The organism is Streptomyces sp. SCSIO 75703, assembly GCF_036607905.1.
Taxonomy (GTDB): domain Bacteria; phylum Actinomycetota; class Actinomycetes; order Streptomycetales; family Streptomycetaceae; genus Streptomyces.
Map to the genome: position 1 here is coordinate 4,543,598 of NZ_CP144555.1, position 15,769 is coordinate 4,559,366.

A 15,769-nucleotide genomic window follows, 5' to 3' on the forward strand; every position below is an offset into this window, starting at 1 on the left:
CGGCGCGGTCGCGTGCCGGAGGCGGGGGCCCGGCTCGGCCGAGCGCCGCGGCGAACGCCCCCACCTCGTACGAGCCGCCCCGCTGGTGGGTGATCACGGCCAGCCGGTTGGCCGCGTGTTTCGGCAGCCTTCAGGCCGCCGCCAGCTCGCACCACACGTACTTGCCCCGGTTGCCCTGCCCCACCAGCGGATGCCAGCCCCATCCGTCGGCGCAGGCCACCACCAGGGCCATCCCCCGCCCCTCCTCCGGCTCCTCCGTCGGTCGCGGCGGAATCCTGGGCTTCGGCGGTTCGGGGTCGGTGTCCCACGCCCCGATGCGCAGCGTGCCCGGCGGCGACCAGCGGACACGCAGGGCCGCGGGGCCCTTGGTGTGCCGTACGGCGTTGGAGATCAACTCCGCCGCGAGCAGTTCCGCGACGTCCACGAGCCGGATCAGTCCGTGCATGGTCAGGATCAGGCGCAGGGTGCGGCGGCTGATGGTCACGGCGCGAAGGTCGTTGGGGATGGAGAGGGAGTACTCCCAGGACTCGTTTTCGGGCATGCGGGACTCCGTTTCCGCGAGGAGAGGGAAGGGGGCGGGGCCGGTGTCATTGCCGCAGCCGTCGCAGCAGGACGGAGCGGTGCGCTTCCGGTGGCCCGGTGCCGCACGGTGTGCGTCGCGTCACTGACGGTAGGGCTAACATGTCATACGGAGCAAGTGGATCGCCTCATGTGACGCCGAACGAGGCGAACCGACAGGCGGGTTGGAATCGAGGAGACGTGATGGTCCTGAGACGGGAACCCACCGCGCGGCAGTTGCGACTGGGAGTGGAATTGCGCAGGCTGCGCGATGCCGCAGGTCTCACCGCCGCAGACGCGGCGGCTCTGCTCGGAACCAGTCGGGTTCAGATCAGCCACATCGAATCGGGACTCGCGGGGGTGAGCGGGGACCGGCTACGCCGTCTTGCGGCTCACTACTCCTGCACGGACGGTGCCTTCGTGGATGCTCTCGTCGCCATGGCCACGGATCGAACACGCGGTTGGTGGGAAGAGTACCGCGGGCTCCTGCCCACGCCGTTCCTCGACTTGGCGGAGTTGGAGCATCACGCCGATCACCGACGCGATGTGGAGTTCCTTTTCATCCCCGGTTTGTTGCAGACGGAGGCGTACGCTCGCGCCGCCTTCGCGTCGCGCGTGCCCGAACTGCCGCGGGAGGAACTGGAACTGCGTGTCCGCCATCGAATGCAGCGCAGGGCGATCCTGGAAGGCGCGGACCCGGTTCCGTACGACGCCGTTGTCCACGAGGCGGCGCTGCGTATCAGGGTGGGGGACCGAGAGACGGCGCGAGCCCAACTGGCACGTGTTCTGGAACTCTCCGAGTCGGAACACATCACCGTGCGGATCATCCCCTTCGATCTGGACGGCTTCGGCGGTGCCTGGAGTCCCATGATGCTGGCGGGCGGCCGTGTGCCCAGGCTCGATACAGCCGTCCGTGATGCGCCTCATGGCACTGGCTTCCTCGATTCCGAGGCTCAACTGGCCGTCTTTCGAACGGTTTTCCGTAGAGTGGAGGAGGTGTCGCTCGACCCAGGCCGGTCGCGTGACCTCATCCAGAGACTGGCTCGGGAACTGTGAGGCTCCGTGACCCCTGACAACTGGCGCAGGTCGACCCACTCGGGTGGCGGCGACGGCAACAACTGCGTGGAGATAGCCGCGTCGGCCACGCGAGTCGCCGTTCGCGACAGCAAGGCCCCCACCCGGGCCACCCTCACCTTCCCGCCGGAGGCGTTCGCCGGCTTCGTCGAGGCCCTCAAGGAGCGCCCCCGGCGCTGAGGTCGCCGCCGCCCTGCCCCCGGCCCCATCGGTGGCTCACCGCCTCGTTATCGACGGTCCGGGGGACCGGCTTCCTCACACGGTCCGTTCGATGTGTTCGAAGATGTCCGCATCCGTCTCCCGCTGCCAGGACGGGAGGTCGGCCCAGTCTGCGACGTATCCGGGCTTCGGGTCCTCGAAGTGCTTGAGCATCTGGGCGGTCCAGCAGAGCGCGACGAAACGGCCCTTCTGCTCGCGGGTGAGCCGTGTGGCGTGCCCGTCGCTGGCCCTGAGGAAGTCTCGCACCTGCCTGCACACGGCAGCCGCCGCCTCGCGCTCCCACTCGGGCGTCTCGTCCCAGGGGGTGACGTAGCTGGGCTTCGGCTCACCGGGGTAGTGCCTGGCCACCCCGGCGATCCACGCCTCGCGGAAGATCCGACCGTCACTCATGAGCGTGTCCCTCTCGTCGGGCGGTGCGTGAAAGCGCCGCGATGTGCCGGTCCAGGCGTGAGACTCGTTCATCGGACAGGAGAGGGGCAAGACGGTCTCGCAGTCCGTCCAGCTTCCTGCCGACGAATCCCGAGTCCGACCGGTCGGCCAGACTGATCGCCGACTCCGCGTAGTGCACGACCTGGTCCGCGTCGCGCCGGTGGACGCCGACCGCGGCGAGGTCGCTCAGGACGGCGACACGGCGGCGCAGCGACAGGGGTTGGGCGAGGGCCGCGGTGAGCGTCTCCTCCGCGAGGTCGGGGCGGCCGAGCTGGACGTAGCAGGCACCTCGTTCCTCCGAGAGGCGTGAACCGTCGAAGCGCAGCCAGCCGCCGTTGTGGGGCCGGCCGTCCAGGCGGTGGACCGCCTCCGCCTCGTCGAGAGCGCGGGCGCAGGCGTCGACGTCACCCGTGAGCGCGTACGCCTCGGCCTGGACGGCGGCCACCCAGTGGCGGGTGGACAGGGCGCTGTCGCCCCGCCCGGCGACGCGGGAGGCCGCCGCCAGCACGGGATGCGCGGCCGACGCGCGACGCGCGTACAGCTCGACATAGGCGTGACGGGTCAGGGCGCAGGCCCACAGGTCGTGCGCACCACCGGCGCGGGCGGCTCCAGCGGCGAGCGTGTAGCACTGCGCGGCGTCGGTGTACCGGTTGGTGTCGAAGAACAGCTCGCCGGCGAGCTGGTAGAGGTCGGCCGTCATCGTGCACAGCCGGGCGCGATCGGCTTCGGCGCGCGCTTCGGTCAGCCCCAGCGTCAGGACGCCGAGCTGCTCGCGGACGGCGGGGAAGACGGTCTGCTTGGAGTCGGCGAGGGCGAAGACGCGCCACAGGCTGCGGTGCAGTTCCTCCCCCGTCTCCAGGATCGCCCCCACGGTGCTGTCCCGGGGCGCCTTCTCCGAGCCGGGCAGGGTGACGAGCGTGCCCGTGACGGCCAGCAGGCTCAGGACTTCGCGACGCTTCATATCGTCATCATCACCGTGGGGTAGGGGAGGGAGGTCCCGGGGAACGGCCCCTCGCGCCGACGGTCCCTCGGCGAGGAGCCCGTCCAGTTCGATGAGGGTGACTCCCAACAGGGCGGCCATCTGAGGGCGTTGATGCGGCCTTGGCGTGGCACGTCCGCCCTCCCAGCGGATCACGGTGGAGGTGGCCACCGCGAGCGCTTCGGCGAATTCCTCCTGGGAGTAACCCTGTGCCGCCCGCCGTTCGGCTGAACACCTGCGCCTCGATGCCATGGGTCTCCCTCACGAAGGGCGCGTTCCCGGACGCGGCACCCGGTGCGCGGAAAACGCCCGGTCAATGCGCGGGGTTCGCTCTGGGAGACGGTAACGGATTGCCCTTCACTGGTCACACCGCGTTTCGGACCGATTCCCCCTCAAGGAGCCCGTATGGACACTTCCGTGGTATCCCCCAGCCTCGCGCGACCTTGGGGCGCGGGTCGGCTCGCGCCCTACCCGGTCACCGTCCGGCGCCCGCACGCCACGGTCGTCATCGATCCCGCCACACAGCTCGGGGTGTACCGCGACCCGGCCGGCCAGGTGGTGGAGATGGGCAAGCACGGCACCAGTTCCGGCACCGAGACCTCCACGTTGACGAACTCGGACTCCCGGAACGACCAGGGACACGACCAGGACAGCAACCAGGACTGATGACGATGACCGAGACGGGGCCGGTCCTCGTGGCCACCGAGACCGACGACATCACCGCCGACATGGTGATCGCCGAACTCAACCGGCGCGATGTGCCGGTGGTCCGCTTCAACCCGGCCGACATCGCAGAGGGCCTCACGGTCTCGGCTCGGTTCGGCGTCCGCCCGGCCCGTCTGGCCGGGCAGGTGCGCACCCGGTCGAGAACGGCGGGCCTGCCAGGCGTCCGGGCTGTGTACTGGCGCCGCCCGGAGTGGCCCTCGTACCCCCACCTGCCGACGGACGACGCCCGGTTCGCGGCCGCGCAGGTCCGCCACGGACTCGGCGGAGTCCTCTTCGCGGTGGAGGGCCCCCTCTGGGTCAACCACCCGCTACGGATGGCGGCGGCCGACTACAAGCCCGCCCAACTGGTCCTCGCCCAGCGGCTCGGTTTCCGGGTTCCGCCCACCCTGGTCACCAACGATCCCGACGAGGCACGGGAGTTCATCCGCCTACAGGGTGACACCATCTTCAAGACGCTGCGGTGGACCCCCTACGCGCGAGACGGTGTGCCGATGACCGGATGGGCCGACCCCGTCACCGCCGAAGAGATCGACGACAGCGTTCGCGTGGCTCCCCACCTCTTCCAGGCCCGCGTGGACAAGGTCGCCGACCTCCGCGTCCTGATCGTCGGCAGCCACACGTTCGCCGTGCGCATCGACTCCGGACTGCTCGACTGGCGCAGGGACTACAGCGCTCTGACCTACACCGTCGAGCGTCTCCCCGCCCGGCTGGACAGAGCGCTGCGGGCCTGTCTGAGGCGGCTGGGGCTGGTGTCAGGGAGCTTCGATCTCGCGGTCGACCGGGCCGGAGACCACTGGTGGCTGGAGTTGAATCCCAACGGCCAGTGGGGATGGCTGGAGGGGGAGACCGGCCTTCCGATGTCCGCGGCCTTCGCCGGCCTTCTCGCCCGGGGAGACAGCCGATGACCGACCCCGCATCCGAGCGGCGCCGTATGGCGGAGCTTCTCGTGGAGAAGGGGGTCCTGACGTCCCCCTGGCTGCGGGAAGCGGTGGAGGCCGTGCCGCGCGAGCGGTTCCTGCGGCCCGGTGTCTTCCTCGACGAAGGGAGGGCCTGGCGGCCCGTCACCCCGTCCGGCGCCGGCCCGGACGCGTGGCTGAGCCTCGCCCACCGCCTCGACACGCTCACCACCCAGCTCGACGGCCATCTCACCGCCGACCGGGCCGACGGACCCGTCCCGGGGGTGCCCACCTCGTCCTCGACCGATCCGGCCACCGTCGTCGGCATGATCGAGGCGCTGGACCTCGGCGCGGACCACCGCGTCCTGGAGATCGGCACGGGCACCGGCTACTCCACGGCCCTGCTGTGCCACCGCGTCGGCGAGGACGACGTCGCCACCGTCGAGGTCGATCCGCAGGTGGCGGCCCGCGCCGACGCCGCGCTGGAATCCGCCGGCCACTCCACGTGGACGGTGACGGGCGACGGACTCCTCGGCCATCCGTACCGGGCGCCGTACGACCGGGTCATCGCCACCTGCGCGGTCCGCCGCATCCCGTACGCGTGGATCCGCCAGACCCGGCCCGGCGGCGTCGTCCTCGCCACGGTCGGCTCCTGGCCCTGGGGCACCGGCCTGGCCAGGGTCACCGTCGGTGAGGACGGCACCGCCGAGGGCGCGATCACCGGCCCCTCCTCCTTCATGCAGGCGCGGGCCCAGGCCGTCACACCCCTGGCCGGCGACCTCTCCGCCCGCGCCGCCCACGCGGACAGCGTCCGGCCCGCGCGGGTGCCGCCGCTCGTCCTGGAGGAGTGGATGCCCGCCTTCCTCGCGCAGCTCGCCGCGCCGGGCGCCCAGTTGGTGCGGGCCACCGACGGTGACGGGGCGCCACTGCGGTACCTCTTCGACCCCGAACGCGAGTCGTTCGCCGAGTTCCGCCCCCGCGGCGGGGGATGGAGCGTCCGCCAGGGCGGCCCGGTGGCCCTGTGGGACGTCGTCGAACACGCCCTCCTCGCCTGGCGTGACGCGGGCGGTCCGGGTATCGAGGCGGTACGGCTGCGCGTCACCGGGCGATCGCACCACTACCGGATCGAAGGCAGCCCGGAGCTGCGCTGGGAACACCGCCTCGCCTGAGCCCCCCCCCACGGGCCGCGGCAGCCCACCGGGACGGGCCCCACCGAAGCCCCCTGTCCGTCCCCACCGGTACCGTCGGGCGCATGGGCAAGCAGGTCGGGGATTCCCCGGGGGAGCGGCGGCTCGCGGTGCTCGAAGGGGTGCTGGAGCGGATCACCTACGCCAACGAGGAGAACGGGTACACGGTCGCCCGGGTCGACACCGGGCGGGGCGCCGGCGACCTGCTCACCGTCGTCGGCGCGCTGCTCGGCGCCCAGGTCGGCGAGTCGCTGCGGATGGAGGGCCGCTGGGGGTCGCACCCCCAGTACGGGAAGCAGTTCCACGTCGAGAACTACACGACGCTCCTGCCCGCCACCGTCCAGGGCATCCGGCGCTACCTCGGTTCCGGCCTGGTCAAGGGCATCGGGCCGGTCTTCGCCGACCGCATCACCCAGCACTTCGGCCTCGACACCCTGACCGTCATCGAGGAGGAGCCCAAGCGGCTGATCGAGGTGCCCGGCCTCGGCCCCAAGCGGACCAAGAAGATCGCCGACGCCTGGGAGGAGCAGAAGGCGATCAAGGAGGTCATGCTGTTCCTCCAGACCGTCGAGGTGTCCACCTCCATCGCCGTGCGCATCTACAAGAAGTACGGCGACGCCTCGATCTCCGTGGTGCGGAACCAGCCCTACCGCCTCGCCGCCGACGTGTGGGGCATCGGCTTCCTCACCGCCGACCGCATCGCCCAGTCGGTCGGCATCCCGCACGACAGTCCGGAGCGGGTCAAGGCGGGCCTCCAGTACGCCCTGTCGCAGGCCACCGACCAGGGCCACTGCTACCTCCCCGAGGAACGGCTCATCGCCGACGCGGTGAAGCTGCTCCAGGTCGACACCGGCCTCGTCATCGAGTGCCTGGCCGACCTGGCCGCCGTACCGGAGGAGGGCCGGGACCCCGGCGTCGTCCGGGAGAAGGTGCCCGGCCCGGACGGCGACGGGCCGGTCACCGCCGTCTACCTGGTCCCCTTCCACCGCGCCGAACTCTCCCTCGCCGCCCAGGTGCTGCGCCTGCTGCGCACCGGGGAGGACCGGATGGCCGGCTTCCGGGACGTGGACTGGACGAAGGCGCTCGGATGGCTGAAGGGGCGCACGGGCACCGACCTCGCGCCCGAGCAGGAGGCGGCCGTCCGCCTCGCGCTGACCGAGAAGGTCGCCGTGCTCACCGGCGGCCCCGGCTGCGGCAAGTCCTTCACGGTCCGCTCGGTCGTCGAACTGGCCCGCGCGCGCAAGGCGAAGGTCGTCCTGGCCGCCCCGACGGGCCGGGCCGCCAAGCGCCTGGCCGAACTGACCGGCGCCGAGGCGTCCACCGTGCACCGGCTGCTGGAGCTGAAGCCCGGTGGCGACGCCGCCTACGACCGGGACCGGCCGCTCGACGCCGACCTCGTGGTGGTGGACGAGGCGTCCATGCTCGACCTGCTCCTCGCCAACAAGCTGGTCAAGGCCGTGCCGCCCGGCGCGCACCTGCTCTTCGTCGGGGACGTCGACCAGTTGCCCAGCGTCGGCGCCGGGGAGGTGCTGCGGGACCTGCTGGCCGAGGGCGGCCCCGTCCCCGCCGTCCGGCTCACCCGCGTCTTCCGCCAGGCCCAGGAGTCCGGTGTGGTGACCAACGCGCACCGCATCAACGCGGGACGGCCCCCGCTCACCGACGGTCTGAAGGACTTCTTCCTCTTCGTCGAGGACGACACGGAGGAGACCGGCCGGCTCACCGTGGACGTCGCCGCCCGCCGCATCCCGGCCCGTTTCGGCCTGGACCCGCGCCGCGACGTGCAGGTCCTCGCCCCGATGCACCGGGGCCCGGCCGGCGCGGGCACGCTCAACGGACTCCTCCAGCAGGCCGTCACCCCGGGCCGGCCGGACCTGCCGGAGAAGCGGTTCGGCGGCCGGGTCTTCCGCGTCGGCGACAAGGTCACCCAGATCCGCAACAACTACGAGAAGGGCGAGAACGGCGTCTTCAACGGCACCGTCGGCGTCGTCACCGCGCTCGACCCGGTGGACCAGCGCCTGACCGTCCGCACCGACGAGGACGAGGAAGTCGCCTACGACTTCGACGAACTCGACGAACTGGCCCACGCCTACGCCGTCACCATCCACCGTTCCCAGGGCAGCGAGTACCCGGCGGTCGTCATCCCGGTCACCACCGGCGCCTGGATGATGCTCCAGCGCAACCTGCTCTACACGGCGGTCACCCGGGCGAAGAAGCTGGTCGTCCTCGTCGGCTCCCGCAAGGCGATCGGGCAGGCGGTGCGCACGGTCTCGGCCGGGCGGCGCTGCACGGCCCTCGACTTCCGGCTCACGGGCGCCGACGCCTGACCGGCCCCGCTCCGGGGACCCGTGCGGAGGACCCCGCCCCGGGCGTGCGGAAGGCCCCGTACCGGGCCGCCCGCCACCGCCGGAGGAAGAATGATCGATCAAATGAGTCATGAAGGTCACAGAGCCCTTCCCGAAGCGCCGGGGAACGGGCAGGATGAGAAAGTTGGCGGCACTCAGTGCCGCCAATAGGCCCGATGGTCGACCCCGAGTGCACTCACATGGGCCAAGTGGGGGATGGTAGAGACAGTCAGGGCACCTCGAAGATGAGGCACTAGGTCGGTGAGGGAAGACGTGAGCGACAACTCTGTAGTACTTCGGTACGGCGACGGCGAGTACACCTACCCGGTGATCGACAGCACCGTCGGCGACAAGGGCTTCGACATCGGAAAGCTCCGCGCCCAGACCGGTCTGGTGACGCTGGACAGCGGATACGGCAACACCGCCGCCTACAAATCCGCGATCACGTACCTGGACGGCGAGAGCGGCATCCTCCGGTACCGCGGCTACCCCATCGAGCAGCTCGCGGAGCGCTCCACCTTCCTGGAGGTGGCGTACCTGCTCATCAACGGCGAACTGCCGACCGTCGACGAGCTGAGCGCGTTCAAGCACCGCGTCACGCAGCACACGCTGCTCCACGAGGACGTCAAGAACTTCTTCACGGGCTTCCCGCGCGACGCCCACCCGATGGCCATGCTCTCCTCGGTGGTCTCGGCGCTGTCCACGTTCTACCAGGACAGCCACAACCCGTTCGACGAGCGCCAGCGCAACCTCTCCACGATCCGGCTGCTCGCCAAGCTCCCGACGATCGCGGCCTACGCGTACAAGAAGTCGATCGGTCACCCGTTCGTCTACCCGCGCAACGACCTCGGCTACGTCGAGAACTTCCTGCGCATGACCTTCTCGGTCCCCGCCCAGGAGTACGAGCTGGACCCGGTCGTCGTCGCGGCCCTGGACAAGCTCCTCATCCTGCACGCCGACCACGAGCAGAACTGCTCGACCTCCACCGTGCGCCTGGTCGGCTCCTCCCAGGCGAACATGTTCGCCTCGATCTCCGCCGGCATCTCGGCCCTGTGGGGTCCGCTGCACGGCGGTGCCAACCAGTCGGTGCTGGAGATGCTGGAAGGCATCCAGGCCGAGGGCGGCGACGTCGACTCCTTCATCCGCAAGGTGAAGAACAAGGAGGACGGCGTCCGCCTGATGGGCTTCGGCCACCGGGTCTACAAGAACTTCGACCCGCGCGCGAAGATCATCAAGGCGGCGGCGCACGATGTGCTCTCCGCCCTGGGCAAGTCCGACGAACTGCTGGACATCGCCCTGAAGCTGGAGGAGCACGCGCTCTCCGACGACTACTTCACCGAGCGCAAGCTCTACCCGAACGTCGACTTCTACACCGGCCTGATCTACCGGGCCATGGGCTTCCCGACCGAGATGTTCACGGTCCTGTTCGCCCTCGGCCGGCTGCCGGGCTGGATCGCCCAGTGGCACGAGATGATCAAGGAGCCGGGCTCCCGCATCGGCCGTCCGCGGCAGATCTACACGGGCGTCGTCGAGCGCGACTTCGTGCCGGTCGAGCAGCGCTGACCCAGGCGCCGCGACGAGGCTTCCAGGGCCCCGTGCCCCGCTCCGGCGGGTCGCGGGGCCCTGGCCGTTCTCCCGGCCGGCCCTGTCCCGGATCGCGGGGACTCGGTCGTACGGCGCCCGTCCCGCGCCCGTCCCGCGCCCGTCCCGCGCCCGTCCCGCGCCACGGGCCCGTGGGCGCACGGTGGCCGCCTGTGAACCGGGTTGTCACCGGGAAGTCGGGAAATCCCGGTTGTCACCGGGAAGTCGGCGAACGTCGGTTGTCACCGGGGAGGGCCGGGGCGCCGGTTGTCACCGGAGAGCGCCGGGGATGCCGGTCGTCACCGAAGGGCCTGGCCCCTCAAGCGTCACCAGGCACCGCCCCGCCCCCGCAAGGGAGAAGGCGCCCCGGTGCGTCGGTCCCCCCACGGGCCGACGACCAGGGCGCCTTCCCATGTCCCGGTGCGGATTCCCCCCACGGGATCCGGCCGGGCGTCTGTGAGAACAGCGCCTGAATCGCTGTGTGAGCACAACGAGCGAAACTCGCCGTACTCCTGCTGTGTGCGGTCTGCCGGGACGCGCACCCGGGAGGGCCGCTCAAAGCTTCCCGGTGTACGTGTCCCGGCAACGCATCTCTGGGAAAGTCCCCCAAGACATCCCCAGATGTCGGTTCGCGCCCCCCAAGACGCTCCCCGACATCGCCAACTTAGACCTTCGAGCCCCTTCGATGGTTACGTTCACATCACTGTGATCTGCGTCTCTCGAATCTGTCCGTCACCTGGCCGAGGGTCCCGATACGCCGAACGAGACTCGACCGTAAGGAAGATGCGCGAGCCTTGTGAAGAGCTTATGTGAGGTGCGTGCCGGACTCCAGAGGCATTTGCCCTCGAACCTCGGTGAACCTCAGTGAAACGCGCGAAGCCTGAGACTGTTGGTCACGACGAACACCGAGGAGAAGGCCATCGCCGCCCCGGCGATCATCGGGTTGAGCAGCCCCGCCGCGGCCAGCGGCAGCGCGGCCACGTTGTAGCCGAAGGCCCACACCAGGTTGCCCTTGATGGTGGAGAGGGTGCGCCGGGACAGCCGGATCGCGTCCGCGGCCACCCGCAGGTCACCGCGGACCAGCGTCAGGTCGCCCGCCTCGATCGCCGCGTCCGCCCCCGTGCCCATGGCGAGGCCCAGATCGGCCGTGGCGAGCGCGGCGGCGTCGTTGACCCCGTCGCCGACCATGGCGACGGTACGGCCCTCGGCCATCAGCCGCCGGACCACGTCGACCTTCTCCTCGGGCAGCACCTCCGCGATCACCTCGTCGATGCCGACCGCGTGGGCGACGGACTCCGTGACCCGCCGGTTGTCGCCGGTCAGCAGCACCGGCGTGAGCCCGAGGCGGCGCAGTTCGGCCACCGCCTCGGCGCTGGTCTCCTTCACCGCGTCGGCCACCGCGACCACCCCGCGCGCCGTGCCGTCCCAGCCGACCACGACGGCCGTGCGCCCGGCGCCCTCGGCCTCGTCCCGGGCGCGGGCCACCTCGTCCGGCAGCGTGTCGTACAGGCGCCCCACGGCCACCTCGCGGCCCTCGACGCGCCCGCGCACGCCCCGGCCCGGCACGTTCACGAACTCCGTCACCGGCGGCAGCGTGCCGGTCCGCTCCTCGGCGCCGGCCGCGACGGCGCGGGCCACCGGGTGCTCCGAGGCGTGCTCGACGGCACCGGCGACGCGCAGCAGCTCCCCGGGGTCGGTGCCCTCGGCGGCGACGACCTCCTGGAGGCTCATGCGGCCCGTGGTGACGGTGCCGGTCTTGTCCAGCACGACGGTGTCCACGCGCCGGGTGGACTCCAGCACCTCCGGCCCCTTGATGAGGATGCCGAGCTGGGCGCCGCGCCCGGTGCCGACGAGCAGGGCGGTCGGCGTGGCGAGGCCGAGCGCGCACGGGCAGGCGATGATCAGCACGGCGACGGCGGCGGTGAACGCGGCGACGGTGTCGCCGGAGGCGGCCATCCAGCCGCCGAAGGTGGCGGCGGCGATCACCAGGACGACGGGGACGAAGACCGCCGAGACCCGGTCGGCGAGGCGCTGCACCTCGGCCTTGCCGTTCTGCGCGTCCTCGACCAGCTTCGCCATCCGGGCGAGCTGGGTGTCCGAGCCGATCCGGGTGGCCTCCACGACCAGCCGGCCCCCGGCGTTGACGGTGGCGCCCGTGACGGGGTCGCCGACGGCCACGTCGACCGGTACCGACTCCCCGGTCAGCAGCGAGGCGTCCACGGCGGAGGCGCCCTCGACGACGGTGCCGTCGGTGGCGATCTTCTCCCCGGGCCGGACCACGAAGCGGTCGCCGACGGCGAGCCGCGCCACGGGCACCCGTACCTCGCGCCCGTCGCGGAGCACGGCCACCTCCTTGGCGCCCAGCTCCATCAGGGCCCGCAGCGCGGCCCCGGCGCGGCGCTTGGAGCGGGCCTCCAGCCAGCGGCCGAGGAGCAGGAAGGCGGTGACGCCGGCGGCGGCCTCCAGGTAGATCGCGGAGGCGCCGTCGGCGCGGGAGACGGTCAGGTCGAAGCCGTGCCGCATGCCCGGCATGCCCGCGTCGCCGAAGAACAGCGCCCACAGGGACCAGCCGAACGCCGCCAGCGTGCCCAGCGAGACCAGCGTGTCCATGGTGGCGGCGCCGTGCCGGGCGTTGGACCAGGCGGCGCGGTGGAAGGGCAGCCCGCCCCAGACCACGACGGGCGCGGCCAGGGTGAGGGAGAGCCACTGCCAGTTGTCGAACTGGAGCGCCGGCACCATCGCGAGCAGCACCACGGGGCCGGCCAGGAGCAGCGAGACGACGAGCCGCTGCCACAGGCCGGCGAGTTCGGGGTCGTCCCCCGCGCCCTCCGGCGGGGCGGGGTTCTCGTCGGCGGGCGGCTTCGGGGGTGCCGGCCGCTCGGCCGTGTAGCCGGTCCTGACGACCGTGGCGATGAGGTCGGCGACGTCGGTGGACACGGGGTGGGTGATCCGCGCCTTCTCCGTCGCGTAGTTCACCGTGGCGGTGACGCCGTCCATGCGGTTGAGCTTCTTCTCGACGCGGGCCGCGCAGGAGGCGCAGGTCATCCCGCCGATGAGCAGTTCGACCTCGGCGAGGTCCGGTGCGGTGGCGGTGGGCGTTGCCTCGGTGGTGCTGGTCATTGGTCCGGTGACTCCAGGAGGTCCGCCGGACCGGGGGCGGCCGGTTGTCGCGAGCCGGTCGCCCCGGCCCGGCCGGAAGGCTGCGGGCGGGGCTGGGCGGGTGGGTCAGACGGTGCCGGTCAGCTCGAAGCCGGCCTCGTCGACCGCGGCGCGGACGGCGGCCTCGTCGAGCGGGGCGGCGGAGACGACGGTGACCTCGCCGGCGGGGGCGACGGCCTTCACCGAGACGACGCCGGGGATCTCGGAGATCTCGCCGGAGACGGCGCCCTCGCAGTGGCCGCAGCTCATCCCGCTCACCTTGTAGAGGGTGGTGACGGTGGTGACGGAGCCCTGGGTGTCGGTCGGAGAGGTCATGTCGTTACTCCTGGTCGAGAGGTGTGCAGGGTCGAGTACCCGTGATCCGGTGGGGGACCACGTCTCCCACTGTACCCCTAGGGGGTATGTGGGCGCGTGACCCGGCCCCCCGCCCCGCCGGGCGTCGGCGCAGAATGCGGGGGCGGGGTGTGCCGGGACGGAGAGGGGGCGCGGGATGCGCGCGGTGGTGTTCGAGAGGTTCGGGGAGCCGGCCGGGGTGCGGGAGGTGCCCGACCCGGCGCCGGCGCCGCACGGCGTGGTCGTCCGGGTCGGGGCGACGGGCCTGTGCCGCAGTGACTGGCACGGCTGGCAGGGGCACGATCCGGACATCGTCCTGCCGCACGTGCCCGGCCACGAACTCGCCGGAACCGTCGAGGCGGTGGGCGACCGGGTGACCGGGTGGCGGCCCGGGGACCGGGTCACCGTCCCCTTCGTGTGCGCCTGCGGGAGCTGCCCGGCGTGCGCGGCGGGCGACGGGCAGGTGTGCGAGCGCCAGACGCAGCCCGGCTTCACCCACTGGGGCTCCTTCGCCGAGTACGTCGCCCTCGACCACGCCGACGTCAACCTGGTCGCCCTCCCCGACGGCATGTCGTACGCGACCGCCGCCTCCCTCGGCTGCCGGTTCGCCACCGCGTTCCGCGCGGTGGTGCAGCGGGGCGCGGTCCGGGCGGGGGAGTGGGTCGCGGTGCACGGCTGCGGCGGCGTCGGCCTGTCGGCGGTGATGATCGCGGCGGCCTCGGGCGCGCGGGTCGTCGCCGTCGACGTCTCGCCCCGGGCGCTGGAGATGGCCCGGTCCCTCGGCGCGGCCGAGTGCGTGGACGCGAGGGTGGCGGCGGACACGGCGGCGGCGGTACGGGACCTCACCGGCGGCGGCGCGCACCTCTCCCTGGACGCGCTCGGCTCGCCCGCCACCTGCGCGGCCTCCGTGAACGGCCTGCGCCGCCGGGGCCGCCACGTCCAGGTGGGCCTGCTGCCCTCGGCGGACGGCACCACGCCGGTCCCGGTGGCCCGCGCCGTGGCCCTGGAACTGGACCTGCTCGGCAGCCACGGCATGGCCGCCCACGCCTACCCGCCGATGCTGGACCTGGTCGTATCCGGCCTGCTCCGCCCCGACCTGCTGGTGACGTCCGCCATCACCCTGGAGGAGGCCCCGGCCGCCCTCGCCGCGCTGGACTCCGCCCCGGGGCCGGGCGTCACCGTCATCACGCCGTAGGGCCGGGACCGGCCGCGCCCCGCCGCCGACGCGCCCCGGCGGCCGCGCGCCGGCCGGTCACGCCGGCGCGCGGGCCCCGGCCGGGGGTGGCGGCCGGGGAGCCGGCCCGGGTCAGTCCCGGCGGGCGCGGTTGCCGGGGCGGGAGGCCACCCAGGCGCGGACCGTGTCCGCGTACCAGTAGGGCTTGCCGCCCTCCACGTGGTCGGGCGGCGGCAGCAGCCCGTGCTTGCGGTACGACCGCACGGTGTCCGGCTGCACCCGGATGTGAGCCGCGATGTCCTTGTAGGACCAGAGCCTTCGGTCGGTCACGATGCGCACCTCCCCGCGCGCGCCGCGGCGGCGGCCGGGGACGGCCGCCGGGGGGAGCCGGGCGCAGCGCTGGCGATCACCTAGCCTCGCCGGGCCGGCGAGGCCCTGTCCGGGCCGGTCGGCCGCCGTTCCCGGGTGTGACGGAAATCCCGCGTACACGAGACATGTGTGACAGGAAGGGGACGTTTGTGACGGGAGTGCCGCAAAGCGGCGGACCGGGTCCGGGGCGTGGTGTGTTGACAGCGGGACCGGCGGGGGCCCGCGGATGTCGGGGAGCGGCCGGCCGGAGTCATTTCGTCCGTATGTCCGGACAAAGGATTGACAGACCTCATCCGCACGGCTAGAAACCCGATCAGGACCCAAGGACGGGCTCGAAGGGGACGCGATGGCGCACGACCGGGCCGCCGCCGAGGCGCGGCGCGGTGCCGCCGTCGGCCGTGTCCCCGCCGATCCCCGTCCCGGGCTCCCGCGACGGACGACGGCGGCCCCGCCGGAGCCCGGCGCGCGGGACGCCCGGCCACCGAACGCCTCCGGCGCGGGAGGCCGCTTCGCCCTGGCAGGAGCGAAGCGCGAGCGCCGACTCCCCGCCCGCCCGGCCGCCCGCGCCGGAGGTCCCCGGTGGTCCCCGGTCCGACCCGCCGCCCGCCGGGGCACGCCACGCCCGGACCCCCACATCTGTCTACGCGCGAGCCCGAACCCCCGACACTGTGTCGGGCGCGCGCGGGACGACGCGGCTGCTGGGATGGACCCACGGCCTGGGCCGCGGCCCGACGCCGCGGAAC

Annotated in this window: 14 protein-coding genes and 3 pseudogenes; 9 read left to right on the forward strand and 8 right to left on the reverse strand. The window is 72.5% G+C overall.

Annotated features, from left to right (window positions below):
* Nucleotides 1-40: 40 nt before the first annotated feature.
* Nucleotides 41-118: pseudogene (locus VM636_RS19985) on the reverse strand (carboxymuconolactone decarboxylase family protein); the annotation flags it as partial.
* Nucleotides 119-130: 12 nt separating this feature from the next.
* Complete coding sequence (locus VM636_RS19990; protein ID WP_338485255.1) at nt 131-541, reverse strand: ATP-binding protein; 411 nt, start codon at nt 539-541, stop codon at nt 131-133.
* Nucleotides 542-762: 221 nt separating this feature from the next.
* Between VM636_RS19990 and VM636_RS19995 the strand changes: the two genes are divergently transcribed.
* Nucleotides 763-1,614, forward strand: coding sequence for a DUF5753 domain-containing protein (locus tag VM636_RS19995; protein WP_030418185.1), 852 nt, complete (start codon nt 763-765; stop codon nt 1,612-1,614).
* 6 nt (nt 1,615-1,620) lie between these two features.
* Nucleotides 1,621-1,812 carry a DUF397 domain-containing protein gene (locus tag VM636_RS20000; protein ID WP_030418186.1) on the forward strand — a complete coding sequence of 64 codons (192 nt, stop codon included), beginning with the start codon at nt 1,621-1,623 and terminating at the stop codon, nt 1,810-1,812.
* A gap of 75 nt (nt 1,813-1,887) precedes the next feature.
* On the opposite strand, the gene VM636_RS20005 is transcribed toward VM636_RS20000, so the two are convergent.
* From VM636_RS20005 to VM636_RS20015, 3 genes and pseudogenes are all read right to left on the reverse strand, one after another.
* On the reverse strand, nt 1,888-2,241 hold the full coding sequence (locus VM636_RS20005; RefSeq protein WP_030418187.1) for a hypothetical protein: 354 nt from the start codon (nt 2,239-2,241) through the stop codon (nt 1,888-1,890).
* Nucleotides 2,234-3,241, reverse strand: coding sequence for a transcriptional regulator (locus tag VM636_RS20010; RefSeq protein ID WP_324616638.1), 1,008 nt, complete (start codon nt 3,239-3,241; stop codon nt 2,234-2,236). The genes VM636_RS20005 and VM636_RS20010 overlap by 8 nt, the downstream gene beginning before the upstream one ends.
* 96 nt (nt 3,242-3,337) lie before the next feature.
* Nucleotides 3,338-3,511, reverse strand: a pseudogene (locus tag VM636_RS20015) (helix-turn-helix transcriptional regulator); the annotation flags it as partial.
* 153 nt (nt 3,512-3,664) lie between these two features.
* On the opposite strand from VM636_RS20015, the gene tgmA reads away from it, so the two are divergent.
* The 5 genes from tgmA to VM636_RS20040 all read left to right on the forward strand — a co-directional run bounded on the left by tgmA (nt 3,665) and on the right by VM636_RS20040 (nt 9,973).
* Nucleotides 3,665-3,925: a putative ATP-grasp-modified RiPP gene (tgmA, locus tag VM636_RS20020; RefSeq protein WP_053913983.1), complete on the forward strand. Its 261-nt coding sequence runs from the start codon at nt 3,665-3,667 to the stop codon at nt 3,923-3,925.
* A 5-nt stretch (nt 3,926-3,930) separates the two neighbouring features.
* A complete protein-coding gene (gene tgmB / locus VM636_RS20025) occupies nt 3,931-4,890 on the forward strand; it encodes an ATP-grasp ribosomal peptide maturase (RefSeq protein WP_030418190.1) in 960 nt (319 codons plus the stop codon).
* Nucleotides 4,887-6,050 carry an ATP-grasp peptide maturase system methyltransferase gene (gene tgmC / locus VM636_RS20030; RefSeq protein ID WP_338485258.1) on the forward strand — a complete coding sequence of 388 codons (1,164 nt, stop codon included), beginning with the start codon at nt 4,887-4,889 and terminating at the stop codon, nt 6,048-6,050. Before tgmB ends, tgmC begins: the two co-directional genes overlap by 4 nt.
* 83 nt (nt 6,051-6,133) lie before the next feature.
* Entirely contained in the window at nt 6,134-8,392 is a 2,259-nt protein-coding gene (locus VM636_RS20035) for an ATP-dependent RecD-like DNA helicase (protein ID WP_030418192.1), read from the forward strand.
* Nucleotides 8,393-8,683: 291 nt separating this feature from the next.
* Nucleotides 8,684-9,973, forward strand: a complete 1,290-nt coding sequence (locus VM636_RS20040; protein WP_030418193.1) for a citrate synthase — start codon at nt 8,684-8,686, stop codon at nt 9,971-9,973.
* Nucleotides 9,974-10,852: 879 nt separating this feature from the next.
* On the opposite strand, the gene VM636_RS20045 is transcribed toward VM636_RS20040, so the two are convergent.
* Together VM636_RS20045 and VM636_RS20050 are read right to left on the reverse strand one after the other, a co-directional pair.
* Nucleotides 10,853-13,111 carry a heavy metal translocating P-type ATPase gene (locus VM636_RS20045; RefSeq protein ID WP_338485259.1) on the reverse strand — a complete coding sequence of 753 codons (2,259 nt, stop codon included), beginning with the start codon at nt 13,109-13,111 and terminating at the stop codon, nt 10,853-10,855.
* Nucleotides 13,112-13,216: 105 nt separating this feature from the next.
* Complete coding sequence (locus VM636_RS20050) at nt 13,217-13,465, reverse strand: heavy-metal-associated domain-containing protein (protein WP_030418195.1); 249 nt, start codon at nt 13,463-13,465, stop codon at nt 13,217-13,219.
* Between the two features lie 175 nt (nt 13,466-13,640).
* Here VM636_RS20050 and VM636_RS20055 point away from each other — a divergent pair, with 175 nt between their 5' ends.
* Nucleotides 13,641-14,678: a zinc-dependent alcohol dehydrogenase family protein gene (locus VM636_RS20055; protein WP_030418196.1), complete on the forward strand. Its 1,038-nt coding sequence runs from the start codon at nt 13,641-13,643 to the stop codon at nt 14,676-14,678.
* A 111-nt stretch (nt 14,679-14,789) separates the two neighbouring features.
* Here VM636_RS20055 and VM636_RS20060 read toward each other — a convergent pair whose 3' ends face one another.
* Nucleotides 14,790-14,987, reverse strand: a complete 198-nt coding sequence (locus tag VM636_RS20060; RefSeq protein ID WP_030418197.1) for a MerR family transcriptional regulator — start codon at nt 14,985-14,987, stop codon at nt 14,790-14,792.
* 505 nt (nt 14,988-15,492) lie between these two features.
* Here VM636_RS20060 and VM636_RS20065 point away from each other — a divergent pair.
* A pseudogene (locus VM636_RS20065) lies at nt 15,493-15,579 on the forward strand (5-deoxy-glucuronate isomerase); the annotation flags it as partial.
* Between the last annotated feature and the right edge of the window lie 190 nt (nt 15,580-15,769).

Excerpts from the sequence above, each read along its gene's own strand:
- VM636_RS20035 (WP_030418192.1), top strand. The coding sequence starts at position 6,134 with ATGGGCAAGCAGGTCGGGGATTCCCCGGGGGAGCGGCGGCTCGCGGTG.
- VM636_RS19995 (WP_030418185.1), top strand. The coding sequence starts at position 763 with ATGGTCCTGAGACGGGAACCCACCGCGCGGCAGTTGCGACTGGGAGTG.
- VM636_RS20055 (WP_030418196.1), top strand. The coding sequence starts at position 13,641 with ATGCGCGCGGTGGTGTTCGAGAGGTTCGGGGAGCCGGCCGGGGTGCGG.
- tgmB (WP_030418190.1), top strand. The coding sequence starts at position 3,931 with ATGACCGAGACGGGGCCGGTCCTCGTGGCCACCGAGACCGACGACATC.
- tgmA (WP_053913983.1), top strand. The coding sequence starts at position 3,665 with ATGGACACTTCCGTGGTATCCCCCAGCCTCGCGCGACCTTGGGGCGCG.
- VM636_RS20010 (WP_324616638.1), bottom strand. The coding sequence starts at position 3,241 with ATGAAGCGTCGCGAAGTCCTGAGCCTGCTGGCCGTCACGGGCACGCTC.
- VM636_RS19990 (WP_338485255.1), bottom strand. The coding sequence starts at position 541 with ATGCCCGAAAACGAGTCCTGGGAGTACTCCCTCTCCATCCCCAACGAC.
- VM636_RS20045 (WP_338485259.1), bottom strand. The coding sequence starts at position 13,111 with ATGACCAGCACCACCGAGGCAACGCCCACCGCCACCGCACCGGACCTC.
- tgmC (WP_338485258.1), top strand. The coding sequence starts at position 4,887 with ATGACCGACCCCGCATCCGAGCGGCGCCGTATGGCGGAGCTTCTCGTG.
- VM636_RS20050 (WP_030418195.1), bottom strand. The coding sequence starts at position 13,465 with ATGACCTCTCCGACCGACACCCAGGGCTCCGTCACCACCGTCACCACC.
- VM636_RS20005 (WP_030418187.1), bottom strand. The coding sequence starts at position 2,241 with ATGAGTGACGGTCGGATCTTCCGCGAGGCGTGGATCGCCGGGGTGGCC.